Genomic DNA, 24,599 nt, shown 5'->3' on the forward strand with positions numbered 1-24,599 from the left:
ACATGGCAAGAACAACATCACAATGGCGAACTTGGGGCTGTGCTCTGTTAGTGGCCGGCTGTGCCTCTTTTTCGGTCACGGCGGCAGACGTGGAAGTGCTGCACTGGTGGACCTCCGGCGGCGAGGTGAAATCGGTTGAGCTGCTCAAGGAGCAAATGGCCGCCAAGGGGTATCACTGGAAGGATTTCGCGATTGCCGGCGGGGGCGGTGAAAGCGCCATGACGGTGCTAAAGACCCGGGCCGTTTCCGGTAATCCGCCGTCAGCGGCACAGATCAAAGGCCACGAAATTCAAGAGTGGGGACGGCTGGGCTTTTTGACGGATTTGGACAACGTGGCCGATGATGAGCATTGGAGTGTGATTTTGCCGCCTGTGGTCAGGCAGTTGATGCAGTACAACGGTAATTATGTTGCCGTTCCTGTCAATATCCACCGGGTCAATTGGCTGTGGGTTAACCCGCAGGTGATGAAGAAGGCTGGGGTCGATGTACCACAGACCTTGGATGAGTTTTTTGCGGCTGCGGATAAAATTAAACAGGCGGGTTTTATCCCGTTGGCCCACGGCGGGCAACCTTGGCAGAATGTGACCTTGTTCGAGGCAGTCGCCTTGGCGGTACTCGGCCCGCAGGATTATCGCCGTGCTTTTGTCGGCCTTGATATGGATGTGCTTTCCGGCCCTAAAATGGTAGACGTTTTTACCCAGTTCCGCCGATTCCGTGATTATGTGGATCCCAACTATCGCGGCCGTACCTGGAACGAGGCCACCGCATTGGTGAGTAAGGGCCGAGCGGCGATGCAGATCATGGGCGATTGGGCAAAAGGGGAATTTGCGGCAGACGGCAAGGTGGCAGGGATCGATTACCTGTGTGTTGCCGCACCGGGTACCCGAGATTTGTTTACCTACAATATCGATAGTTTTGCGTTCTTCAAACAGGCAAACCCAGAAGGGCGTGCGGCGCAGGAGGATCTGGCCCGTGCAATACTGAATCCTGATTTTCAGGCGGAGTTTAACCAGCACAAAGGCTCGATCCCGGTGCGTATGGACATGGACATGGGGCGGTTTGATCAGTGTGCCCAGGCCTCTATGGCGGCATTCAAGCAGTCGTTGACACATGGCGGGCTGGTGCCGAGCGTATCGCAGGGGCTGGCAACGACCAGCTATGTTCAGGCGGCTGTTTTGGATATCGTGAGTGACTATTTCAATGATACGCCGGTGGATCCGCATCTTGCAGCGGACCGTCTTGCTCGGGCAGTCAAAGCGGCGATGTAAGTCGGTATCTAATAAGCACAGGCGAAACACCATTCGCCTTCTATGAGTGGTCTGTGAGTGGGTAGCGCTTGTTTTGAATCCGGCCGCTGAGATAACTTGGGTATATACTTAACTTATTGGTTTAGATGGGCTGTTTAACATCTTGGCTGGCATGGCTATAACCTGCCAGCCGTATTGGCGTTAAGATAATAGGGGGAGCGATGAAGTTATTATTTCTGGTTCGCCATGCAAAGTCGTCGTGGGATGATACCCAGCTTGACGATCATGAACGTCCGCTCAGTAACCGTGGGCTGAAAAATATTCCCAAAATGATCCATCGACTCAACGGCTGGGTGCTGGGGCCACAGCTGATTTTGACCAGTACCGCCTTGCGCGCCTCGCAGACGGCGTTTCATTTTTCCGAAGAGCTGGATTGCAAACCCAAACTGGAAGCGCGCAGTGAGCTCTATACTGAGTCCCCGCTGGAGTTGATGGATGTGATCCACCATGCGCCAGACACCGTCGACAGGCTGATGCTGGTGGGCCATAACCCTGCCGTTACCCAACTTGGGCAAATGTTTGGTTTGGAAGCTGACAATATTCCCACATGCGGTATTGCCGTGTTTCGCTTTGATGCCGATTGCTGGCAGGCGGTCGCAGAATCACAGGGTAAATGTTATTTCTTCGATTATCCCAAGCGTCGTCGTGGGGATGATCTATTGTTGGAAAGTGAAGGCGAATAAACGTATTGCTTAGTAAGGCGAGTGAGCTACGTGGTGGGGACAAATCAAAGAAAGTGTGGATTTGCAACTAACTTATTGTGCTACAAGGGACTTGCTGAACAATTTTAGTTACTATACCACCACAATAATATTGGGTGGAATACTATGAAAATTACCGTTGATGGCGGCTCTTTCAAGGTGGCAATCGAAACTGAATACGAAGGCTTGGTTAGCGAGGCCGAGGCAATTTACAACAAGACGCTAGAGCAGGCAAAATCCAATGATAAGGCCATTTTGCGCTTCCTGCAGATCATCCTTGACCATCGCGACAGTGACGATGCTATCGGTTACGCCGTGCTGGGCTTGCTAGGTTGGTATCATGTTGCGATTAATCCTGTCGCCGATCAGGATATCGAATTGAATCTACCGAAGATTTTGCCGCACTTGATTAACCCATCGGGCGATCTTACGGCTACCAGCGCGAGTGAGAAAACAACGTTTCTTCATTGATCGCCCAATAATAGCAACCCGGCGTATTATTTTACTGATCAAGCGGGTATGTGTAGAGCCTAATGGTATTTGCCGTTAGGCTTTTTTATTTTGGATTTTTATCAGACGTATGATGCTATTTGGGCGTTGAAATGCACAAATATCAATTTCTTGGGTGATATTTGGGCGGTTGGTTTGTTTGGGGGTTTACAATGTTCCCAACACCTATTATTATTCGCCGCACTTACGGAGAGATGGCTGAGTGGTTGAAAGCACCGGTCTTGAAAACCGGCATACGTTTATAGCGTATCTAGGGTTCAAATCCCTATCTCTCCGCCACATTCTAGAAATCGGTTTAAACCGGGTTTCATACAGAATTGGAGCGGTAGTTCAGTTGGTTAGAATACCGGCCTGTCACGCCGGGGGTCGCGGGTTCGAGTCCCGTCCGCTCCGCCACTACACTGAAGGCTCAGTCGAAAGACTGGGCCTTTTTTGTATCTGCTTTATGGCGATAGTTGTCGCTTATCAATACTATTGTTAAATATCTATTTTGGTTAGTACGAAAAATTCGTTGTGACCAAATGGTGACCATCTGGTGACTGTAGTAATTTTTGAGGTAAGTTGCCTCTATTCACCCTACTCGCTTAAGTGTTTCTCTCCTATCGACACTGTACCACTACAATGCATAAGGCTCCACGCCGTAGGCGCGGGGGAGCAAGGAAGTGAATGGAATACACTGTTTGATATGGTATTATTGATAGATTTCATTGAATTGGATAGCAGCTCTAATGGCTTCAAGAGGTATAAACAAAGTTATTTTGGTTGGTCGAGTTGGACAACAACCAGAGTTCAACTCATACGGAAGCAACGAAGGTATAGCTACATTTAGTCTAGCAACAACTGAAAGTTGGCGAGATCGTAGTACAGGTCAACAGCGAGAGAAGACTGAGTGGCATAGAGTTTCTGCGTTTGGCCAAACGGGAACTTTTTGCTCAACATACATAACTAAAGGCTCACAAATTTACGTTGAAGGGCAACTAGAGACACGCAGTTGGCAAGATAGAGATGGACAGACTAGATATACGACTGAAGTAGTGGTTCGCTGGCCATCGGGAAAGGTTCAGCTATTGGTAGATAATGACAGAGCAACATCTGTTCGAAATAATTCTTCTGATGTACCGTCAAATTATGAGTCCGACTATAGAGATAGTTCAATTGAAAATAAAAATGATATGACGGTCACAAAGGAAGGTTGGGATGATATCCCTTTCTGAAAGAACGAAGCTGAATGATAAGAGGTAGAAAATGAACTCAGCAAATGAAACTATACCGACAAGTGAAGTGGTGGCTTTGCTACAACACAAAGGTTTAGGGGAAAAATCGGTTAGACAGATTGTTGAGTTCGCGAATCAAACAGCGTGTAAGTCAGTTGGAGAATTGGATAGATGTTCACTATCTAAATATCTCAAATCTAATTACTTTCGATCTCTCGAAGTTTTTTTAGATAATTTAGACGCATCATTGCTCATAGGGAAAGAAATTTTGGATAAAGCTACACAGCAAGGTTGTGTAGTTTTTAATTATTGGCAATCTGAGTATCCTGAGTCATTGAAATCTACAGGAGATGATGCGCCTTTAGTTATCTACTTAAAAGGTGATATTAGTTTACTAAATACAAATTCCAGTGCAGCTATTATCGGCACTAGAAATAATAGTAGCATTGGAAAAGTGATCACTGAAAGAGTGTCTAGATATCTGAGTGAAAATAACGTTTGCATAGTGAGTGGGCTTGCTTTAGGAATTGATACCATCGCTCACCAGGCTACACTTATGAGTTCTGGTAAGGCTATTGCTGTACTGGTTGATGTTATTAATATTCATCCAAATAAAAACACAAAATTAGCGGAAGAAATTCTTGAAAGTGGTGGGCTTCTAATTTCTGAAAATCCACCAGGTATTAATGTTCACCCTTCTATGTTTGTTAAGAGAGATCGCATACAATCAGCATTGTCTAACATAATAATTCCAATTGAAACAAGTGCAAATGGTGGAACTCTTCATGCAGTCAAAAGTGGAATTAAGTATGGGAAACCTATATATGTTCCAGATCCAAACTCAGGAGCATATAAAGATCAAAGCATTTCTCAATTAGAAGGAATCATTGCTCTTTTATCAGTTAGTGATGCAAAAGCGTTCACTAAATCTGATTACTCTCTCATTTTAGAAGAGTCAAAAAATACATTGGCTACGAGTTGGAAGCCTCAAGAGCTATTTTAATTAGTATATGTAGTGTTTTTAGATGATTAAATGTATCGCACTAGACTTAGACCAAACCTTAATTGATACCAAAGAACTAGAAGAGTTTAGAGATAAAGGTAAGTGGGCTGATGCTGTTTCAAATATTGAAAAATGCTCACTGTATCCTGGAGTCTTAGAGTGTTTAGAGAGAGCTAAATATTTAGGCATAAGGATTGCTATAGTTACTAACTCAAAAAGAAGTTATGCGGAGGCTTTGTTAAGTTATTTCGATATTTCTGTAGACTGTCTGATTGCCTATGGAGATATGTCGCGTCCTAAGCCTGATAAAGCATGGTTCTCTGTCTTACAGCGTGAAATGAGAGTTAACCGTGAAGATGTCATTTTCGTCGGTGATTCTGAGATTGATCACGAAGCAGCAAAAAATGCTAGAGTAAGGTTTGCTAGTCCAGAATGGTCTATCATTCCAGAAACACAAGTTGTTAGTTTTGATAATTTAATTGAATTGGTTACAGGCGTTAGAGAGTTTGAGCCGTTCAGTTTGATAAAGGAAGAGAAGCTTTATTCTTTAGGTTACTACTTTAGTGGTAGCCAGCAAAAATGCCATTTAGATGTTAAAAAGTCTACAATAGACTTAAAAGAGGGCTCTGAGGTTGCTCTTAATTCTTATCTTGGTGTAATTAAATCAATTAGTTCAGAGCTTCCTAAGTGCACGTATATCGTCCGTGCATTAGGACATAAAGAGCTAGTTGTGAATAAAAACCAGATGGATCTTGTTGGTGAACAATTACAACTAGATGGCGTGGGAGAATACGAACCTAACATTCTACGCAAGAGTAGAGTAACTAAAAAGGCTTCTCTTAGTGGTTCGAAAGAATGTAGAGAGAAAGAAGCAAATCATAGTTATTATGTAAATAAAGAGATGCATGTCGAAAATGCAGAATCATTTCTAATAATTGATGATGTCTATACTTCAGGAAGTACAGCTAATGAAATAATAAGGGCTCTACGTGAAGTAAATGACACATGTAAAATATATATATTTACTATATCCAGAACTGCATTTAATGAACTAGAAGCAGAAAATAAATATATTTGCCAGAATCAAACGTTAACAAGACTTTTAGAAGGTAACTCTAAAATAAAACCCGTGAGTAGTAATGGTTTTTCTAAAGGTGTGCAGAAGAAATATTCAGCTTCTTATACTGGTAATTCCTCTAACTTCTCTGTTCAACAGTTAGACTATAGTAATAAAAATAAAAACAGCCATGAAGTGATTATTGCTGCAAAAATAATAAAAAATATCTTACAACGAGGGAATCCAACGATTCCTTCTAGATATTTACGTAATAAGTTAGGTATTAAAAATATTGATTGCAGCAAATTAATAAGATATCTACCGCAAAGCAATAATGAATATTCATGGATTATTGATGACTGTAAAAATTCATCGATTAATTTTTTGATTAATAGTGTTCTTGGTAAGATTTCAATTTTCGAACAGAAATTGAAATATTTTGTGATACCTTCTGTATCTGTATCAGACCTACCTTATGATGTGTCTCCATATTTCGCGAATTTTTCAATAGATGTTTTTATTCCAGATTTATTTTTGGCGATTTTTATTAATGAACACAATAGTTTTAGAAATGAAGCCCTTATCAATGATCTAGAATCGCACGGTTTGAAAGTATTAGTTGTGTCCGAAACAGCACTAAAAGATAAAAGTGCAGAACTGGAAATTATTAATCAAATTCTCGCTCGTTATAAGTGGTTACTCGACAATGAATCAAGCCCATTTCAAAGGCATTATTTAACCAGTTATCGTTCTATTGAAAGTTTAAATGATGAAGATGAAATAAAGAACCTTGCGTTAGACGAGATAATCAGGCTTCAAATATCATTACTAGACTCAGTTATATCGGGTTCCATTGACCTAAGTACGACTGAAGAAATTCATGTTTCTGGTGTTAAATTCAAAGGCAGTGCAGAATTAGCAGTTGAAGATTTAAATATCTGGTTTATGCACTTATGCACACTAAATAATTATATCTTTGATAATGAACGCCTAAAAGCCGTTGAGGTAGAAGAATTTTCAGAAATAGATACTAACTTTAATATAAAGTTTTCTCTATGTAATAAGTATGACAATAGACATGAGAGTAAAGCAAATATTGTTGTTTGTGCAGATTATTTTGATAAGAAGATAATTTTTCATAATTTTGATGAAAATATTTTTGAATGTGATGACATTGACTACTTTTATTTGGAAACCGATAAACCTATAGAATATGATTTTTCTGGTAGTCAAGATTCTTATTATCAAAGCTTAAGGTTTATATTAGAGAATGTTTTTCTTCCTAATTTATTTGACGTTGATTTTAGAGAAGGTCAATATCCAATAATTGTAAATGCCTTATCAAGGAATAACACTATTGGGTTACTGCCAACAGGTTCCGGTAAGTCAATTTGCTATCAAATTTGTGCGCTTCTTCAACCATCAATTAGTTTTGTTGTCTGTCCAATAAAATCTCTAATGTACGATCAAAAGTTTGATCTAGACTTAGTTGGAATAAATCGGACGGCCTTCATTTCATCCGACATGACACCGGCTGAGAAAAAAGTAGTACAGAAAGAATTTTCTTCAGGGAAATACTTCTTTATATTTATCTCTCCTGAACGGTTTCAAGGTCAATTATTTAGAGATGAGTTGAGAGTAATTTCAGAAACAAATTACTTTGCATATGCTGTCATTGATGAAGTTCACTGCTTATCGGAATGGGGGCACGACTTTAGAACGTCTTATCTTAATCTATCAAATACGATAAATAGATTTGCGTCCGGTAGTACATATATTGGTCTAACGGCTACTGCATCTCTTAATGTTTTGACTGACATTCAGAATGAGTTTGATATTGACGATGAGGATGTTAAAACCCCTTCAAAATTCGAAAGAGACGAATTGGAGTTTGATGTAATTAACGATCAAACGGACAAACCAAGAACTTTGTTATCTACTTTATCAGAGTTTAAACTATCGAATGGCCATGATAGTGGCATTATTTTTACGCCACACGTAAATGGCAGTTTGGGTTGCGAGACGATTGCTTCTTATTGTTCTAGTCACTTAAATATTGATGCCAGATATTATTCTGGCTCTAAGCCAAGAAGTTTTGGAACTGATCGCGAGTTTGAGCAATACAAAAAAAGTGTATTAACTGACTTTAAATCTGGACGTTTTAACTTGTTAGCTGCAACCAAGGCTTTTGGCATGGGGGTCAATAAAGGCGATGTGTCTTTTACGATTCATTACGGAATACCTCAAAGTATGGAATCTCTGTATCAGGAAGCAGGAAGGGCTGGGCGAGATAAAAAAATATTTGATAAAAAGAAAGCAAAATGCCTAGTTCTACTAGGAGAAGAAAAGTCAAAGGCAAATACGGATGATATTTGGGATGTCAACAGCACTGTAGATCAAATTAAAGAAGCTAAGAAGCGCCTATCGCCACACGGTGATTTGTCTTCCAACTTATATATGTACTTACAGTCAAATAGAACAATAAGCGAACAATCAAAATTGCTAAATTATCTATATGGCTTAGTCGAGAAATCAGGTGCTGAGTCGGTTATTATAAAAACCAAATTGGTTAATAAAAACTTGAGTCCAGAAAAAGAATATTCTGGACATGAGGTCGAAAAAGCAATTTATAAGCTATGCCAGATAGGTGTTATTACAGACTGGACAGTAGAGAACTATTATAATAGCGAATATCAAGTTCAGGTTGGAAACTGTCAAGTAGATAGTATTCGAGAAAAGCTAGTTGCAACTATTCGTAAATATGACCCTGAATTCTCTATGTCTAAGTTACAACTTAATGCATCGAGAAGCATGAAGCATTTACTTTTAATGAGAGAAAGAAATGGGCATGAATCTCAAGAGCGCTTTTATTTGATATTCTTATTGTTATGGAGCTATGAACATTTTTCTTACAATAGAAGACAGTCACTTAAGACTGTGTATGATCAGTGCTATGCGAGATCTAGTAATCAAATAACAAAATCTCAGTTTAAGAATTCTTTGGAAGGATATTTTAAGTTTAATAAATCAAGCACTAGCTTAAAACAACTTGCTGAAGAACCAAAGAACATAACAGAACTATTCAAACTGCTATTAAGAAAAGATAATAAATTAAGAAGCTATGAGGTTTTAAAGTCTTTGCAAAATCAGTTAAGCCGTTTTCTTGAAAGCTATATGGATAATACAGCCTTAGATTACCTTAGCGGTTTGCTGAGATTAATCTTCGATGATTTTGACGATATGGATGGTAAAAGAAGGTTGGAGTCTGCAATCAGAAATATGAACTTGATGCCAATTGAAACTCAATTGGAAATTATTGATCAGACTTGTAACGTAATCAAGCAATTAGACAATGACCATCAACAAAGTCTGATTAAGTGTTTTAATGACAATGTCTCTAATGTTCGGGTTGTTTGCAGATTTAACGAAAAGTTAGAAAATTACAGTTCTAGTGGCATTGTTCTAGTTTCTCAACTGGATAAGATTAGTGAAATCAATAAAAGGTTAAATTTAAGAAATGCACGATAACGAATACTTGACAAAATTAGATCACATTTTGAAAGATATCGAATTGCAAGCTATCCAGCTAGAAAAAAACAGTTCAATTCTTCAAGAAGTAAGCGGTCTAAAGTTAACTATTGAAGAGCTTGTAGGTATTATCAATGATAAAACTAATGCTATAAAAATTAGTCAATCTGGGCTAGCTAACTCAGTGGATGAGTTTCATAAGCTAGATAGCAAAGTAAATGATGTTATAAGACATATTAATAAAGAACTAGATGAGAATATATCTAAATCAAACAATGCGATAGATGCATTCGTTTCTGAAGTAAGAAATCAGTCTGAATCACTGAATATCTCAGTTGAGGATAAGTTTACATCTATATCTTCAACGTTTATAGATCAGGTGGAACTAGTATTTGAAAAGCAAGCTTCTAGTTTGAATGAGTTAACAAGAGATAACAAAGAAGTATCAGTCAGAAATCAATTGGTTCTAGATAAAATAAATTCGTTCTCAAATCGCTTAGATGAGTTAGTTACCAATGACTCTCTTAGTTCTATTTTAGGTGAAACGTTTAATGAGCGAATTGAACTTGTTTTGCATCGACTAAATGAACTGAACACGATTTCAACTACGCAATCAGATGTACTTTCTTCAAATACAGAACGATTCAACGAGTTTTCAGTTTCTTTATCTAGTTTAGAAAAAGCTATAAGCACCAATAAAGATGATTTGGAAACAACTCTAAAATATATCAATGAAGTATCTCTTAATCAAGAAAACCTAGATGCAAGGATTTTGAGTTCAGATACTGAAATGACTCGATTGATAAAAACCTGTGTTAGATTTACTGCCGTTGGCTTTGTCGCTACCTGGGCTATTTTGTTGGTTACTTTTTTTTATAAGTAGTCGGACAATTATCTAAGGGAATATGAGATGACTGCGCCTGTGATTTCAGATCTAATCAAGCTAATGATATAAAGTTAGTGTAGAAAAAGTCCAGATCATGTTGCTGCCTTCTTTAGGTAGTTTTGCACTGGCAATTGTTGGTTTGGCTCTATTTATGTGGGCCATTACCAATAAAAATTCAATCCTAAAGTTATTAACGCGTATTAAAAATTCAATTTTTATTTTTAGCCCTAAACCACCTACTTCAGTAGGTGGTTATCATTCAATTAGGCTTGGCCTGTAGTTCTAACCATGCTAATTGCTCCCTTGATTTTTAGCGAAGTCAAAGAGGACAAATAACATGAGTAGATACAAGCAAGTTTCCCTCATATTTTGGAGATGTCAATATCACATCGTATGGACTCCAAGGTATCGGTTTCGGATATTTAAGAACAATGTTGGTAAAGAGGTTTATCGGTGTATATATGTGTACTGTAATCAACTTGGATGTGAAGTCGTAGAGCTGAATGTCCAAGTAGATCATGTGCACTTAGTGGTTAAGGTGCCACCCAAGCAATATCCAAGTTGATGGGGGTATTGAAGGGCAAAATAGCCCTTAAAGTATTCAGTAAATTTCCATATCTACGGAAGAATAAACTGTGGGGTAATCACTTTTGGCAGCGAGGCTATTTTGTCGATAGTGTTGGAATTAATGAAGAAATAATCCGACGATATGTCAGACATCAGGAAAAGAAAGAGCGCAGGAGCAGCAAGAATTAGTGCTGGACTAAACAAAGGCCCCCTTTTAGGGGGCTATCACAAAGCCACCTTCTTTAGAAGGTGGTTTTTTACTTTAAAGCAAGATAGTGGCGATGATTACCCTTTTTCTTTTTTCATATAAATTTTGCCACGTATTTTTTAATAAACATGCTCCACGTAAATTGTTCTGGATTCTCTTTCTTCTGCAGCCTCACCAGCAGCAACAAGGGCTCCGCAAGCAACATAGACCGCACCAACAGCGACAACACCAACAGCTGCTACAGGGACAAGTACAACATCAGCAGCAACACCTGCAGCACAAGACACGCCACCGGGATATTCATGCTTATAATCCCCATAACCGCACATTTTAGGAGAAACGCACCCAGACAAAACTGAAACAAGAGCAATCGATATGGCTTTTTTCATTGGTTTTATGTTAGTTGTAAAGTCATAAAAATAAGGGTGCTGATTTAATCACTAAACTGCCATTAATGCGAGTTCGTTTTACCTGCCTAAGCAGACTGATACAGGTGATTCGTTTAAGCTATAATACATATATTAAACAAAACCAGTGTTCATTATGTTAACTAGGATATTTTGTTCTTTTTTTTGTTCTTTTTTGTATGCGTTGAATTTAAGTTCGCCCTGCGGTCGAATGAGTCCCGCTGGAGTGCCAGCCCAGCCGCTCCGCCACTACAATGAAGCCTCAGCAGAAATGCTGGGGCTTTTTTGTGCCGATCTTTTGCGGTTAGGTATGGTTTTATACCTCAGATTATATTAAATATCACAAGCTTATAATTAGCTTCAGTTATAGCATTTTCTCTATTATCCAGTCAGCGATAGCTCTATGTATAGTCAGCACTCGCTGATTAGGGTCTATACCAGCGAAAGAACGACAATAGGTAACAACACACGATGAGCACGATGATTACGATTCCAACAACCATGCTTGGTTTCAATTATGATATTGAATTGGATAACTGGCATAACAAGTTGAGTGGTTGCCGTGTCTACCAGTCCGGCGAGCAGGAGCCATTGGATGGTGGGTTGGGGCTGGGTTTGGACTTGCTGTGTGGCAGCCCGGAAGGCCAGCAATGGCTTAGTACAATACCCGCTGACTTGTTGGCAATTACCGACGTTTTCCCTGAGTATCAATACCAGATGTTGTGGTTAGCCGTAAACAGCTCTAGCGCCAGACAAATTCTGGAGTGCAGGCCGCTTTTGCTGGTATTGATTTGCGATAAGTACAATGTCGACAATGAGAAGGCGTTGGAGGTGGCGAATTTGGGACAGCGCGAGATATTGTCTCACTTGGGATTCGATTCATCTAAATCTGCCCTTAAATTCATCGATAAACTGGATCTTACGTATCAGCGCTCCAGTGAGCTGCCTCATGTTATTAAGCAGCTTGATAGCGCATTTTCCCGATTTAAAGTGTTTAAGCATTACCATCGAGTGAATTACAGCGCGTTGGCATTGGATCATACCCATCCATTTTTGACGGGGACTCGTCTTGGTATGGCTATTGCGCATAGCACGCGTTGTGAACGTCGTAATTTGGTGACTTATTTATCTGATACCTTGGCGCTGGGTCTAGCAATTGGTGGAGTTGATCCTGTACTTCGGGTGGAGAGGCTACACAGTGTCGAGCAACTTATCGTATTGCATGATCAGTGGGTGGCGGTACAGCTGGAGCGGCGCTTTGAGGCCATGAAGCCGAAAGATACTGATAAGCCATACCCTGTATGCTTGCCAAATGCAGAAGGGATCCGTCAAATTGTTGATTATGATGACTTGTGCTTGGAAGCCAAGCAGCAGCGTCATTGCATCGCGGTATATCATAATCGTATTGCTGCTGGTCATTATGCGGCATACCGAATGGAAAGCCCAGAACGTATGACGATTGGTATTATTATCAATAGGAAGAAGGCGTTTCCGTACGAAATATCACAAATTGCAGGCTTTATGAATGCCATTCCTTCTGAGAAAACACGTCAGCGAGTCCATGCGTGGTTTGAGGAATGTAAGCAGGTTTATTTGTAAAAATATTCAACCAAGTGCGTACTTAGGGCTTGTCTCGATAGGCTTTTTTCCAAACAATGAGGCCACAAGCCATATATAGCATGGTCTCATATAGCTGACATTGCAGCTCGATTGTTGACCTTTTATCGATGAGTATCTATTGGTGCGGGAGAATAGGTTATAAGCCAACCTGCCAGCCTAAATGGCTGGCAGATTGATGTTGATGAAATAGAGGAGTTACCGCTGCTATAGAGCGTTCATCATTTTTACCTTTTTAGGTTTGAACTTCAGTACAGCAAATTGGTTCGAGTTGAAGCGGACGGCAAAGCGTTCGCCATCGGATCGTGTCAGCACTGTCACGTATCCATCGGTTACCTGCTCTTTGCTTATCTGCGTCCAAGAGAAATTCGCCAAGCTGGCTGGCAAGGCGTAAGGGCGAAAGTATTGACTCCCTAGGTTAAACATTGGCCATGCGGTGAGTTTGCCTGTGGCATCAAGCGACAGAGCCATAAAGGCATTTTCAACCAGCGAGAACTGCTTCATCGTTTCTGGGAACGGGTGCTGATCGTTATAAGAACGTTCAGACCAGCAACTGACTTTATTCAGGTTGTCTTTTGAGCAGTAGCCATCGAAATAGCCGTTTGCCATGATGTCTTGATATTTACCGGGTAGTTTATGGCTATAGTATCCGCCTTGATCACCCCAAATATACACACTGCCGTCGGATTTCAGGGCGGCCATGCTCGATACGCCGCCAACAACTTTAGTGACATCACTGGCTACGGCACGCTTTATTCTGAGTTCATCTTCTAGGGTTTTAAATTCTTCGTAGTTATTGGCTGCCGGTATAATCAGCCCCCCGCCATTATAGGCCCCGCCAAAACTAACAATCTCGCCATTGTTCAGCAATAGACTGGTTGCGGAGTGGCTGGTAGCGACGTCTTTGATCCCGTGTTGGTAAGCCGAGATAATGACATCTTGAGGCGGCTGGCAGAATTGATTGGTGCGAGAGAACAATAGCAAGCCGTTGCCGGTTGATTTTTGTAGGGCAAATCCGCAATGGGTTGGCCATACCTGCTCAACATTGGCTTTGAAATGTGGCAGCATGTACTCATGGGGCTGTAGGTTATCGCTAAAGGTGACAGAACCGTCAGCAAAAAGCTGCAGTTTATACTCATTGCGAGAGTCATTTTGCTTGAAGTACTTTACAGGGTTCTTGCTCGTGGCCCGCGAGTAACAGTAACCGTATTCTGTGTCATCGCAATACTTGCCGTCTTTGTCGACAGCGATGTTGCCGGTGCCAAATTTTGCCATCCATTGTGTTGCCTCACTGTCCCCCTGGTTTTCGGCTTGCCCATACCAATAGCGGGCATAGGCTGCAGCGGTGAGTGTCTGCTTGTTTTCAAACAGGCTCCCGATAGCTTTTTGGCTATTGATATCACCGTGAGCTGCCGCCTCTAATGTCCAAACATCAGCCTGCTGGGCTTGATGCTCTGCCGTGTAGTAAGCTGCAAGTCGTAGCATTGCCGGGATATGGTTGAGGCTGGCGGACAGTTTCAGCATCTCAATAGCGGCGGGTGTCTGGTCTTTGGCTGCATCATCGTTTACCTGATGCTGGCTTGCCGGGGTGATCAGCGGGTCATTGATCTTGTCGAGAATCGTGATGGCTTTGTCGTAAATCGCATATTTATTCTGCTCTTCTAGCGCTAAGGCAAAATAATGGGCGGCTTTGACGTGATCTTTCGGGATCCCGAGTTCCCCGCTATAGAGGCGGTATAGATGATAATAGGTATCCCTTCCAACGTATTGCTCTTGCTCGGCCTGTAGCGACAAAGGTAGGGCTTGCGAGTAGTCCTTTTCTTCAAAAGCCAATTTGGCTAGGAGTTGGGCGGCGCCTGGCTCACTGTCGTTTTGCATCTCACGCAATAACGTCAGCCCTTTCTCTTTGTCATTTGGTCCGGTTTTACCGTCAAGGTAGAGCTCGGCAAGAGCCAGCTTGGCGGCATATTCGCCGTGGGAAATTGCTGATTTGTAGAGCGAAATGGCACGGTCGATATTGTTGTGGTTGTCCGGGCCTTCGGCATAGATTTGCCCCATTAGGAAGAGGGCATAAGGATGCTCTTGGCGTACCATCTTGGCGATTGAGCGGTTGATACAATCTTGGGGTACGTTGGGGAAGTAGGCTTCTTTGCATAGCCATGCTGAGGTTATATCGGAGGTGATCCGGCCCCATTTGGCGGCGGCGCTGTAGTCGATAGGAATGCCGTAAGAGCCGAATAGGTAAGATTGCGCCAGTCGGGCGCGTGTCTTTTCAAAATCCTTTTGGGCGGCGATCCACAGGTAGTGTCCGGCCTTTTCCTTTTTGGTGCCCGGTATTTCTTCTTGTTGGTGTAGGTAGAAGGCGAAATTAGCTGATTTTTCATCACCTAAATCAGCGCTTAACTCGTATAAATGCAGGGCTTTTTCTTTATCTACTGGGCCGCCTTGGCCGTTGTAATTCAGAATCGCAAGGGTTGCAGCGCTCCATTTGGAATGCTGTTTCACGCTATCTAACAGATTGCGAACCTGGACCCAATCAGTATTCTCCGAGCCAATAAGATTACTGGCAAGTTTGATGATCGCGCCGTCATGGCCTTTTGTTGCCGCTTGCTGGAAAAGTTGCTGGCTTTTGGCTGCATCTTCGTCGAGGTACTGGCCGTTACGATACAGCAGTGCGAGTTGGTACTGTGCCTCTGCGCGTAGCTGTTCGCAGTCGTCAGATGGTTTTTCGCTGCATTGATCGTTACTTAATTCATTGAGCAGTTTGATCAGTTTTTGTTTTACGTCATCCCCGCTTCGCGTTGCGGCATGAAGGTAAATTTCCAGTGCTTTCTTGTTGTCCTTAGGAACATATAACCCTTGTTGGTAATAGTCACCCAACTCGGCATACAGGGTCAGGTTGGCATATTCCGAGCGGCCATTAAGCATGCGAATCAAGCTCTCTTGGCCTTTTTCGGATCCATTTTGCGCTGCCAGTCGGTACCACTCGATGGCTTTTAGCTGGTCTTTTGAGGTGAACCGGGCATTTTCGTACAAGGTACCGAGGTAATACTGTAACTCTGTATTGCCACTTTTGGCATTATCAATAAGCTGAGCCATATAATCAGCCCGTGTTTCGCTTTGTAATAGCAAGTCATATTGAGAGGGGGTAGGCACACTGCTACAGGCATTAAGGAATAGACCTGCCATACAGAGGAAAGACGCTTTTTTCACCGTAAATTACCGAAAAATAAGGGTTTAATAGTGGGTCATTATATGCGAATCGGGATGTGGCGGCTACTTGTCGGTATATTATTCTGCCGCTATAGACGCGATAATCTGAGTATTCGCCTAGATCGGAATTTGGGCTGGGATAATGTTTTTTTTGCTGTTAGTTGCGAGTGTTGTCACGCTTGCTTTATTCTGCGACGAGAGTTAACTCACAAAAAAACCTTTTTAGATACCTATATTAAAAGGTTATCAATACCCGTAGAGTTTGGTGTATATTTTTCATTTTGGCTTTAATTTGTTGAATTAAATAGAATTATTCCATTGTAGTATGAGAGCCTTAGTGCCAAGGAGTTATTATGATCGGTCAAACGGTCGTCAATGAGCATGTAGCCAATTGGAGCTTGAAGGAAAAGGTCGGCCAACTGTTTATCTTGGCCTTTCCAGGCAAGTCGGCTGATGCTGCCGAGCAAATGATCGCCGAGTATAACCTCGGAGGGTGTTACCTTAGTCAGGATAATGCCGAGACATTTGCAGAGGCACGGGCGTTAAACCAGTCGTTGGATCAGATCTTGGAAAAGCACAACCGACTGCCATTACTGCTTGGTGTCGATCAGGAAGGTGCATGGGGCGTGTTGGTGGGTGAATCCAACACCGGGCCGGGCAATTTGGCATTGGGAGTACCTGATAACGTGCAGGGAACCTCAAGGATGTACCGGGTGATTGGCGAGGAAATGCGATCGGCGGGCTTCAATTGCATTCTTGGCCCTTGCTGTGATGTGAACCTTAATCCGGCATCGCCGATTATCGATACCCGTTCATTTGGTGATCAGCCTGCAAAGGTGAGCGCTCACTGTGCGGCGGCCGTTAGCGGCCTGCATGACGGTGGTATCGTTGCCTGTGCCAAGCATTTTCCTGGTCACGGTGACACTCAAGGTGACAGCCATCGCGAGATCCCGCAGGTTGATAAATCGTATGATGAGCTGAGGGCCAACGATTTGGCTCCGTTTGCGGCGGCCATCGACGCCAGTGTGGATATGGTTATGACCAGTCATATCCTCTATCCGCAGTTGGATCCTACATCGCCAGCAACGTTGTCGTCGGAGATTATTGAGAAGGTATTACATCAAGACTTGGGTTTTGATGGCATTATTATCTCCGATAGCATGAACATGGGTGCTATTCAGCACCATTATGATGCCGTTGATGCGGCAGTTCAGGCTCTGGCGGCGGGGGTGACCATGATTATGCTGTCGGAAGAGCATTATGATCATTCGTTGGCCTACTTCGATAAGCAAGTGGCAATGATTCAAGGCGTTGTTGCTGCCGTTGAACAAGGGCGGTTGGATGAGTCAGTGATTGACGAAGCGGTGAAGCGAGTGGTGCGCTTTAAGTACGATAAGCTCGAGCCGCAGATCCGCTATCAAGATGTCGATTTGATACAGAATCGCACCATTGCCCTGCAGGCAGCTGCCGAAGGGGTAACCTGGGTGCGCGGTGGGTTGGATGAACTGCAGGAGAAGCCGCTCTATTTGCTCAATGCGACCCCCGATTCGAGTTACCATAATCTTGTTAACCCAAGGGGGATTGGTCCGAATCAGGCTGAATCAGCATACAGCCGCTTTGCTCAGGAGCTGAAGTCTCTTCACCCAGATTGCCGAGAAGTGACCGTTGCAGGACTGCCATGTGCCGATGATGGCAACATTATTGTTGTGACCGAAAACTACCCGTTGCCCGGGGAGGATTTCGAACAGTCTGCCGCACAGGAGCTGGTGGCGCAGCTAAGCGGGGATTATCGCGATTTGATCATTGTTGCCTTGCGTAGCCCATATGATCTTTTGGCCTATCCTGATGCGAGACACTACCTGTGCGCTCATTCATCACGAATTGAGAGTGCCGAGGTGACGGCGCAGATCCTGATGGGGCAATGCGAGCCCGGCTACGGAACGGCAGTGAGCCAAGTTAGCTAATAGCAAGATAAGATAGCGATGTCAGGCACTTGTTTGACATCGCTATTTATTTACTCATAATCGTACCATACGGTACGGTGTTATTTCTTTTGGCTGGTATTCGAATACTGCACGGCCTGTGACGATTTTCCGCCTACCACCCACCATGCAGACACGCAGTCTGGCGAAACCAGAGAAAGGATTTGGCAATGCGTCCCTCGACGATAGAAAAACAACAGAAAATAATCGAAATTGCCACGGCATTGTTCTTGGAGCAGGGGTATAAAGATACCTCCCTTGATCAAATTGTGGCGCTAACAGGGGGCTCGAAGCAGACCCTTTACCGTTATTTTTCCAACAAGGAAGGCTTGTTTAAAGCGGTGTTGGTGGAGAAAACCAAGTCGGTCGATCCGATTTTTGATTTTTGTGACAAGCACGGCCAGTCAGTCAGGGAGAGTCTCCAGCAGTTTGGTCATGCGTACCTGCACCTGATTTGTGGCAATCCGATATTGGGGCTGTTTCGCATTGTTTCGAATGATTTTTACTGCAACGAAGAGTTCAGTCAGCTGTTTTGGCAAAATGGCCCGCGTCGGGCGCATGCCTATTTGGTGAACTATCTTGAGCAGGATGTGGTGCAGGCCCAGCTTTCGATTAGGGATCCGGCTTTGGCCTGCTCGCAGCTGCTTGGGTTGATCCGGCAGGATTACCATAGTCAGGCGATGCTAGGGTGCGAGTTACCGCCTGATGAGGTGCTCGCACCACATATTGATACCTGTATCGATGCTTTCTTCATGCTCTATCAGCGCCGATGAAAATACCGCCGCCACCATTCGTTGGGTGATCAATGTTGGCGGGCGGCGATCTTTTTGCCTATCAGCAGGATAGGTGTCAGCATGCCAATAGCGACAATGAAGCACAGCAAGGCATTGCTCATCGTCATGGTGGCGACTTCGGTTTTCAATAGCTGGCTGAGCTGCGATGCTCCCAACTGTTGAGAGGCGAATGTGCCTTGGTTGAGCAACGCTTGGGAGATCCCTGTTTCAAACTGTACCAAGCTCTCGCTGCCTTTTTCGATAACCCGGGAGAATTCGGTCATTGACTGAGCGGTTTTGACTTGAATGATTCGGGAAAACACGGCCGACCCCAATAAACTGCCTAGGGTTCGGAAGAAGTAGAACAGAGCGATCCCTTCTGGGCGGTGGTCAGGTTTTAAGTGGGCGAACATCAAGATAGTGACCGACACGTTCAGTAGCCCGACACCAAGACCCCGTAGACTTAGCGGCAGGATAACTTGCTCGCTTCCAGCATTGCTCGGAAGCCCGCTGAGCTGGTAGACCGAGACAAGAATTAACAGTACCCCAAGCGGCGTTATGGCATCGGCAGGGAGCTTGCGCTGGTTGACCCCGAGCAGACTAATCACCATGCCTATCAGCATGGCGGCAAATGACGGGATCTGCACCCACCCGGCATTGGTGGCGTTGTAGTGCATGACCTGACCCAGAAAACCACCCACCAGTATTCCGCTCGCCATGACGGCAAAGCCTGCCAGAAAACCGTTATAGAAAAAGACATTGGTTTTTATATTCTGTATGACTTTTTGAGTTGCAGTTGCAGTTGCAGTTGCAGTTGCAGTTGCAGTTGCAGTTGCAGTGGATGCTGGCCACATAACGATGATGGCCGCCCCAAGCAGGAACAGAGTGACGATCAGCCATTGTGAGAAGGCTGGGAAGTCAAACCAATTGTAGTGGCTACCGCGCATCAGTAGAAATACCAGCCCGGCGCAGCCGCTACTTAGCAAGGCATAGCCCATCCATGATGACTTGCGTTCGTCCGACCATTGGGGTGGGGCAAATGGGAACAACAACGCGACAAGAAGCAAAATGCCATAGCAGCACACTTGGAAAGCAATAACGACCTGCCAGTTGATATTGTCGATAACTGCTGCGAGTAGCCATGGGTAGAAGCCCATTGGCAGCAAGGTGGAAAAGACTAGCCCGAGTCCGGTAATTAGGGTCATGGCTCTGTAACGGCACTGTGCCAGCAGCAAAATGTTGGTTGAAACCAGTAGCATGCTCATGCCAAGGCCGTTAATGATCCATCCTTGCAGGTGCACCCAGGGGTGGTGGTTGATCAGCAGTAGAAGGTTGGCGGCAAGAGGCAGGATGATCGCCATATTGAGTGTTGCCCTGTACCCCCAATGCCGCAATGTCAGAGGAGTGATGAGCAATCCAATGAGCTGGGCTGCCATAAAGCCGATATTGAGTAGGCTGGACTCATCAACGGACAAGCCGAGATCGGCTGCGATATTAGGCGTTCCTGTGCTGAAAATCGCCGATGAGATACCGAACGGTAACAGGGCCAAAATGACGAAAACAATGAGTTTGCGGTATGTGTGCATGCTGGTGTCTCTTAGGCTTGTGAAGCCACAGTTACCGTCGCGGACAGGCCCGGATAGATTTTGCCCTTGAGGCTATCGGGGATCGTCAGGTTGATCTTGACCGGAACGCGCTGGACAACTTTGACGAAATTGCCGGTGGCATTTTGGGGTGGTAGTAAACTGAATTGAGCCCCAGTGGCTGGGGTGATTGACTCTACGCTTCCCGTGAGCACCGTATCGGGATACATATCAAGCTCGATATCGACAGTTTGACCCGGTTCGATATCTTTTAGTTGGGTTTCTTTGAAGTTGGCATCTACCCAGATTGTGTCTGGCACCATGGTGATCAGCCCCATGCCCGGTTGAACAAACTTTCCTTTTTGCACTTGGCGGTTGGCAATGTAGCCCGATACAGGGGCTTTTATTACCGTGCGTTCAAGGGCAATTTCACTCAGATTCAGTTTTGACTGGGCCTGTTGATATTGAGCTTGGAGTTGATCGCGCTCGCTAAGCAGGGTGTCATAGTTTTTTTGCTGGGCTTTGAGTGTCAGTTTGGCACTATCCAAACGGGCTTTGGCCTCGATCATTTTGGTGTGCTGAGTATCGTATTGGGTTTTGCTGATCATCGACTTGGCGATAAGCTGCTTATAACGAGCAAGCTCGGTGTGTTGAAGGTCATAATTGGCGTTGGCACTATCTATCTGAGATTGGGCTTGGGCTATATTGACTAATTGAAGTGACAAACGAGAGTCATTGTTTGCCAATGCGGCCTGGGCAACAGCAAGGGCTGATTTGGCGATAGACAGGTTAGCCTGATAGTCCGTATCGTCAATGGCAAAGAGAGCGTCGCCTTGGTTGACACGCTGGTTGTCAGTCACATAGACAGCGGATACTTGCCCGCCAACTTCAGGTGAGATGGCCGTAATATCTGCCTTGATATAGGCATTGTCGGTACTTATCGTGTTATGTGAGCGAATATAACCAATCCCTGCCATCGATATTGCGGTGAGCAGTACCAGTGCTGTGATTTTCTTTTTCATCGTTATTTCCTGTTTGGCAGCGAGAGTCGTGCTTTTTAAAGAAATTGTACTGTACGGTACAGTTTCTTTTTGGGCAAGGAATTTTACGGGTCAAAAAACGCATGGATACTTTGGAAGTGACGCCGTAGCCGTTGAATGGCATGTTTTTATTTATCTTAATCAGATGGTTAATTTCATATTTCTCACGAAGGGATGCAGGATGAACGCTTGATATTTCTATGGCAGAAAAGAGTGAGAAGCTGATGAGAATTGGCAGTTGATATTGGCTCGTTATTAATGCGGTGTGTGATTTTTGCGCAGTTTGTCGAAAATTGGAGTGATCAAAGTCATCGATTTTTGTCAAAGTGGTGTAGCTTACGAAGAGCTGAAACAAACAAGAGCGGTGAAATGGGATTTTTGGTAATGCCTTTTGGCTTAGTGTTGACCGTCATTGGGATGATTACGCACACGCTGAACTATTCGTTTGGCTGGGTTCCTTTAGTGGTAGGTGTGACGATCATTTTGTCGAGATGGCTGTCAGTCTCTAGTAAAAAAATCGTAAGACGGCGGTATAGTCGGATATCTTTGCATACTGACTCGTCATACTATGGCGAGTCAGGTAGTCATGATTATTTTAGTGATAGCGATGGTGGTGATAGTGGAGGTGGTGGTGATGGCGACTAGGCACTGGGGTGGTTAATTTGTTTTCCGCCACCAATTGATGAGATGGAGAATGGCAAACGCAAAGTGCCCGTAGAAATACAGCTCGATGGCACCCACACTGGTTTTGTGTATCTTTAGTAAGGTAGGCGCGATGTCAAAATGATTGTTGATGGCGACAAACCATAATGATCCGGTAACCACGGCTAGCAGTAATGCGAGCAAACCAAGGCCCTCGACCGTTGCCGCGAGTCCCCCTGCACTGGGCTCTGGCAATTGTCGGCCTAGCAGGGTTCGGCAATCAGTGTTGAGCTGTGTCCAGTTGCCGTGCAGCCATGGGTAGAGATCGGCGGTTTTCCTGCGGTGAAGCACCAAAGTAAAAAATAGTATGGCGAAGATAAAGAGTCCCAGCCCGCCATAGATATGAAGATTATCAATGAGCGTTATTTGCGAGAGCAACGTATCTCCATGCACATGCATGCCAAATGATGTAGCCAGCTGCCAGACGACCCAAAGGATAATTAGCAGGTGGAATAGCTTTTCGGTTTTGGGCAAATTGAGAAAGAGATAGGAGAGGCCGGAATGGGCTTTTTTGATCGTCTGTTTGGACTGTTGTGCCATGGGAATTTACCGTTTTGATACAGTCAACTGAAAGTCGTTGAGTTTCGCCAGTATAGAGAGTGTTGGTTGTTGCGACGATTAAGCGCTGGCAATACGAATAATCATACCTGTAAAGTATAGTGGCCGCTCATTTTACAGCCGATGAATCGCCGTAGGCTGGAAGGATGCCGCACAGGTGTTGTGCGGCATTTCTGCTTATATTTGCCAGTCACCCCCTAGGGCCTTGTAAACCGCGACGGTTGCCTGAGCTGTTTGAAGCTTGGCTGCGATCTGGCGATCTTCCATCATACGTTGCTGGCGCTGGGCATCGAGTACGGCAAGGTGATCAATAAGCCCCGCTTGGTAGAGGGACTTGGCCTTGGCGAGAGCCTGCGTGCTGGCCTTGAGCGCAGCGTCTAGCTGGTGTTGGTTAGCTTGGCTTCGACCATAGGTGAAAAGTGTTGTATCTACCTCGGCAATAGCGGCGTTGACGGTTTGCTCATAGCCGAGTGCCGCCCCTTTGAAGCGGGCCTCGTTGATTGCTTCAAGGGCTTTTCCGCGGCCGCCGTCGAATAGGTTCCAGCTGACCCCGGCACTGCCCACCCAGCCGAAAGAATCGCTACTGAACAAATCGTCAAAACTGCCCGCCGAGATCCCCGGGGCCCCGGTGAGGAAGAATTTCGGATAGCGGTTGGCGACACTGGCAGCCCACTCTTCGTTGATGGCGGCCATCTCCCGTTCAGCAATCTGGATATCTGGCCGTCGTGTTAGTAGATCGGACGGTAAACCGACCGGAATTGCACTGTTGAGCTCGGGCAGAGGCTGCTTATCCTCAAGCCGCTGCTCAATGTCGGCAAGGGATTCCCCCAGTAGCAATGCCAGCCGATGCTTGTGGACCTGAGCGGCAATATCCAACTGCGGCAGGATCGACTGGGAAGCCGCCAGCATGGCGTTGGCTTGAGCCAAGTCAAGATCGGAACCGTAACCGCTTGCGACGACTTTTTCGACGAGAGCCAACGTTTTGCGTTGATCCGCAATGTTCTCTTCGGCCAGCTGTTTTCTTGCCTGTGCCCCCCTGTACTGGATGTAGTTATGGATGAGATCGGCCGTCAGCAAGGTAGTCAAACCGGTCCGGTAAATTTCAGCTTGATCTCGGCGGATGGTAGCGGCATTGCTCTGCCTGTCGATTCGGCCGAATAGATCCAGCTCCCAGGCGATTCCGGCCCCGAGGAAGACGCCGTCGTGCTGGTTGTCGAGCAAGGTGGTATTGCCAATTTGTGGCGGTAACCCCCGTGACAGATCCCCGAGAGGGTTCAGCGCCGGCCCGAGCAGCGAGTCGTTTTTGCTCAGTTGGTAGTTCACATAGCCGCCACCGATATTGACGCTTGGCACTTTGAATGATTCTACCGCTTGCTTGTAGTTATCGGCGATCTGAATTCGTTGGGCGGCGATCTGCAAGGTCAGGTTTTGATTCTGCATATCGGTGATCAGTCTGTTCAGGGTTGGGTCCTGATAGTGGTTCCACCAGTGCGCAGGCAAGGTCGCCTTATTGACTGTGGCCGATTTGGTTAGCACTGCTCCTGTTAAATCTGCTCCTTTGGACACAGCCTGTACCGAGGCGTCGTTTTCATCAGGGCTGGCGTAGAGATAGGTATCAGCCATTGTCATGGTCGGCGTCTGGTATTCCGGCCCCACGGCACAACCGCTTATTGCCAGAGTCAGCGCAACAGCGAGGCTAAGACGGCCTATTGCTGGGATGTTGGGAGTTGTCATGGCGCTCTC

At 44.7% G+C, this 24,599-nt stretch carries 17 protein-coding genes, 2 tRNA genes and 1 pseudogene; 13 read left to right on the forward strand and 7 right to left on the reverse strand.

Annotation, left to right across the window (positions count from 1 at the left end):
- The first annotated feature begins 2 nt into the window (after positions 1 to 2).
- From ACSF8X_RS16260 to tnpA, 10 genes and pseudogenes are all read left to right on the forward strand, one after another.
- On the forward strand, positions 3 to 1,268 hold the full coding sequence (locus ACSF8X_RS16260; protein ID WP_500851657.1) for an ABC transporter substrate-binding protein: 1,266 nt from the start codon (positions 3 to 5) through the stop codon (positions 1,266 to 1,268).
- 200 nt (positions 1,269 to 1,468) lie between these two features.
- Positions 1,469 to 1,990, forward strand: coding sequence for a SixA phosphatase family protein (locus tag ACSF8X_RS16265; RefSeq protein ID WP_047880277.1), 522 nt, complete (start codon positions 1,469 to 1,471; stop codon positions 1,988 to 1,990).
- A 144-nt stretch (positions 1,991 to 2,134) separates the two neighbouring features.
- On the forward strand, positions 2,135 to 2,479 hold the full coding sequence (locus ACSF8X_RS16270) for a hypothetical protein (protein WP_500851658.1): 345 nt from the start codon (positions 2,135 to 2,137) through the stop codon (positions 2,477 to 2,479).
- A gap of 227 nt (positions 2,480 to 2,706) precedes the next feature.
- Positions 2,707 to 2,797: transfer RNA gene (locus ACSF8X_RS16275), tRNA-Ser, on the forward strand.
- A 40-nt stretch (positions 2,798 to 2,837) separates the two neighbouring features.
- Positions 2,838 to 2,914, forward strand: a tRNA-Asp gene (locus tag ACSF8X_RS16280).
- A gap of 332 nt (positions 2,915 to 3,246) precedes the next feature.
- Positions 3,247 to 3,732 carry a single-stranded DNA-binding protein gene (ssb, locus tag ACSF8X_RS16285; RefSeq protein ID WP_500851659.1) on the forward strand — a complete coding sequence of 162 codons (486 nt, stop codon included), beginning with the start codon at positions 3,247 to 3,249 and terminating at the stop codon, positions 3,730 to 3,732.
- A gap of 31 nt (positions 3,733 to 3,763) precedes the next feature.
- A complete protein-coding gene (locus ACSF8X_RS16290) occupies positions 3,764 to 4,735 on the forward strand; it encodes a DNA-processing protein DprA (protein WP_500851660.1) in 972 nt (323 codons plus the stop codon).
- 22 nt (positions 4,736 to 4,757) lie between these two features.
- On the forward strand, positions 4,758 to 9,320 hold the full coding sequence (locus ACSF8X_RS16295; RefSeq protein WP_500851661.1) for a RecQ family ATP-dependent DNA helicase: 4,563 nt from the start codon (positions 4,758 to 4,760) through the stop codon (positions 9,318 to 9,320).
- A complete protein-coding gene (locus tag ACSF8X_RS16300) occupies positions 9,310 to 10,203 on the forward strand; it encodes a hypothetical protein (protein ID WP_500851662.1) in 894 nt (297 codons plus the stop codon). Before ACSF8X_RS16295 ends, ACSF8X_RS16300 begins: the two co-directional genes overlap by 11 nt.
- A 340-nt stretch (positions 10,204 to 10,543) precedes the next feature.
- Positions 10,544 to 10,962 (forward strand): annotated as a pseudogene (gene tnpA / locus ACSF8X_RS16305) (IS200/IS605 family transposase).
- Between the two features lie 138 nt (positions 10,963 to 11,100).
- Here the strand turns inward: tnpA and ACSF8X_RS16310 are convergent.
- Complete coding sequence (locus tag ACSF8X_RS16310; RefSeq protein ID WP_500851663.1) at positions 11,101 to 11,370, reverse strand: hypothetical protein; 270 nt, start codon at positions 11,368 to 11,370, stop codon at positions 11,101 to 11,103.
- 489 nt (positions 11,371 to 11,859) lie between these two features.
- Between ACSF8X_RS16310 and ACSF8X_RS16315 the strand changes: the two genes are divergently transcribed.
- On the forward strand, positions 11,860 to 12,987 hold the full coding sequence (locus ACSF8X_RS16315) for a PcfJ domain-containing protein (RefSeq protein ID WP_500851664.1): 1,128 nt from the start codon (positions 11,860 to 11,862) through the stop codon (positions 12,985 to 12,987).
- A 225-nt stretch (positions 12,988 to 13,212) separates the two neighbouring features.
- Here the strand turns inward: ACSF8X_RS16315 and ACSF8X_RS16320 are convergent, their stop codons facing one another.
- Entirely contained in the window at positions 13,213 to 16,104 is a 2,892-nt protein-coding gene (locus ACSF8X_RS16320) for a tetratricopeptide repeat protein (protein ID WP_500851665.1), read from the reverse strand.
- Between the two features lie 467 nt (positions 16,105 to 16,571).
- On the opposite strand from ACSF8X_RS16320, the gene ACSF8X_RS16325 reads away from it, so the two are divergent.
- Positions 16,572 to 18,182 (forward strand): glycoside hydrolase family 3 protein, encoded by a 1,611-nt coding sequence (locus ACSF8X_RS16325; protein ID WP_500851666.1) that lies wholly within the window; start codon positions 16,572 to 16,574, stop codon positions 18,180 to 18,182.
- A gap of 188 nt (positions 18,183 to 18,370) precedes the next feature.
- The gene (locus ACSF8X_RS16330; protein ID WP_500851667.1) at positions 18,371 to 18,973 is read left to right on the forward strand and encodes a TetR/AcrR family transcriptional regulator; all 603 of its coding nucleotides are present in this window, start codon (positions 18,371 to 18,373) and stop codon (positions 18,971 to 18,973) included.
- A gap of 29 nt (positions 18,974 to 19,002) precedes the next feature.
- On the opposite strand, the gene ACSF8X_RS16335 is transcribed toward ACSF8X_RS16330, so the two are convergent.
- From ACSF8X_RS16335 to ACSF8X_RS16355, 5 genes are all read right to left on the reverse strand, one after another.
- Positions 19,003 to 20,559, reverse strand: coding sequence for an MFS transporter (locus tag ACSF8X_RS16335; RefSeq protein WP_500851668.1), 1,557 nt, complete (start codon positions 20,557 to 20,559; stop codon positions 19,003 to 19,005).
- A gap of 11 nt (positions 20,560 to 20,570) precedes the next feature.
- A complete protein-coding gene (locus ACSF8X_RS16340) occupies positions 20,571 to 21,578 on the reverse strand; it encodes an HlyD family secretion protein (RefSeq protein WP_500851669.1) in 1,008 nt (335 codons plus the stop codon).
- Positions 21,502 to 21,921: a hypothetical protein gene (locus ACSF8X_RS16345; RefSeq protein ID WP_500851670.1), complete on the reverse strand. Its 420-nt coding sequence runs from the start codon at positions 21,919 to 21,921 to the stop codon at positions 21,502 to 21,504. Before ACSF8X_RS16345 ends, ACSF8X_RS16340 begins: the two co-directional genes overlap by 77 nt.
- A gap of 332 nt (positions 21,922 to 22,253) precedes the next feature.
- The gene (locus ACSF8X_RS16350) at positions 22,254 to 22,838 is read right to left on the reverse strand and encodes a cytochrome b/b6 domain-containing protein (RefSeq protein WP_500851671.1); all 585 of its coding nucleotides are present in this window, start codon (positions 22,836 to 22,838) and stop codon (positions 22,254 to 22,256) included.
- Between the two features lie 195 nt (positions 22,839 to 23,033).
- Positions 23,034 to 24,590, reverse strand: a complete 1,557-nt coding sequence (locus ACSF8X_RS16355; protein ID WP_500851672.1) for an efflux transporter outer membrane subunit — start codon at positions 24,588 to 24,590, stop codon at positions 23,034 to 23,036.
- Positions 24,591 to 24,599: the final 9 nt, after the last annotated feature.

The organism is Photobacterium panuliri, from assembly GCF_059920555.1.

What these genes read in the sequence shown, in the direction of transcription:
- ACSF8X_RS16260 (WP_500851657.1), top strand. Translation starts at nt 3, where the DNA reads ATGGCAAGAACAACATCACAATGGCGAACTTGGGGCTGTGCTCTGTTA.
- ACSF8X_RS16265 (WP_047880277.1), top strand. Translation starts at nt 1,469, where the DNA reads ATGAAGTTATTATTTCTGGTTCGCCATGCAAAGTCGTCGTGGGATGAT.
- ACSF8X_RS16270 (WP_500851658.1), top strand. Translation starts at nt 2,135, where the DNA reads ATGAAAATTACCGTTGATGGCGGCTCTTTCAAGGTGGCAATCGAAACT.
- ssb (WP_500851659.1), top strand. Translation starts at nt 3,247, where the DNA reads ATGGCTTCAAGAGGTATAAACAAAGTTATTTTGGTTGGTCGAGTTGGA.
- ACSF8X_RS16290 (WP_500851660.1), top strand. Translation starts at nt 3,764, where the DNA reads ATGAACTCAGCAAATGAAACTATACCGACAAGTGAAGTGGTGGCTTTG.
- ACSF8X_RS16295 (WP_500851661.1), top strand. Translation starts at nt 4,758, where the DNA reads ATGATTAAATGTATCGCACTAGACTTAGACCAAACCTTAATTGATACC.
- ACSF8X_RS16300 (WP_500851662.1), top strand. Translation starts at nt 9,310, where the DNA reads ATGCACGATAACGAATACTTGACAAAATTAGATCACATTTTGAAAGAT.
- ACSF8X_RS16310 (WP_500851663.1), bottom strand. Translation starts at nt 11,370, where the DNA reads ATGAAAAAAGCCATATCGATTGCTCTTGTTTCAGTTTTGTCTGGGTGC.
- ACSF8X_RS16315 (WP_500851664.1), top strand. Translation starts at nt 11,860, where the DNA reads ATGAGCACGATGATTACGATTCCAACAACCATGCTTGGTTTCAATTAT.
- ACSF8X_RS16320 (WP_500851665.1), bottom strand. Translation starts at nt 16,104, where the DNA reads ATGGCTCAGCTTATTGATAATGCCAAAAGTGGCAATACAGAGTTACAG.
- ACSF8X_RS16325 (WP_500851666.1), top strand. Translation starts at nt 16,572, where the DNA reads ATGATCGGTCAAACGGTCGTCAATGAGCATGTAGCCAATTGGAGCTTG.
- ACSF8X_RS16330 (WP_500851667.1), top strand. Translation starts at nt 18,371, where the DNA reads ATGCGTCCCTCGACGATAGAAAAACAACAGAAAATAATCGAAATTGCC.
- ACSF8X_RS16335 (WP_500851668.1), bottom strand. Translation starts at nt 20,559, where the DNA reads ATGCACACATACCGCAAACTCATTGTTTTCGTCATTTTGGCCCTGTTA.
- ACSF8X_RS16340 (WP_500851669.1), bottom strand. Translation starts at nt 21,578, where the DNA reads ATGAAAAAGAAAATCACAGCACTGGTACTGCTCACCGCAATATCGATG.
- ACSF8X_RS16350 (WP_500851671.1), bottom strand. Translation starts at nt 22,838, where the DNA reads ATGGCACAACAGTCCAAACAGACGATCAAAAAAGCCCATTCCGGCCTC.
- ACSF8X_RS16355 (WP_500851672.1), bottom strand. Translation starts at nt 24,590, where the DNA reads ATGACAACTCCCAACATCCCAGCAATAGGCCGTCTTAGCCTCGCTGTT.